The sequence below is a fragment of the Bradyrhizobium cosmicum genome (assembly GCF_032290525.1).
In the GTDB taxonomy this organism is placed as follows: domain Bacteria; phylum Pseudomonadota; class Alphaproteobacteria; order Rhizobiales; family Xanthobacteraceae; genus Bradyrhizobium; species Bradyrhizobium cosmicum_A.
In genome coordinates, this window is record NZ_JASXTA010000592.1 from 1 (window position 1) to 236 (window position 236).

Below are 236 nucleotides of genomic sequence, written 5' to 3' on the forward strand. Positions count from 1 at the left end.
GGTCGAGACGGGCCAGGAGCGAGGCGTGCAGGGTAGCCGGGACGGCGAGTGCACCCGGTGAGGTTCGCGAAAGCACGGCCTTGGCGTCCCCTTCGGCTCCCGCTTCTAGCACAGCCTTGGTCAGTTCCTCCACAAACAGCGGCACGCCGTCCGTGCGGTCGATGATCTCGTGGAGGACCGCGCTGGGCAGCACCTTGTCGCCAACCACCCGCTGTACGAGGGCTGCGGTGTCACGC

1 protein-coding gene is annotated in these 236 nt (G+C 68.2%); it reads right to left on the reverse strand.

What is annotated here, in order from left to right:
* Positions 1 to 236: hypothetical protein (locus QSV46_RS41050; RefSeq protein WP_314964503.1), on the reverse strand; the 236-nt coding region annotated here is incomplete at both ends.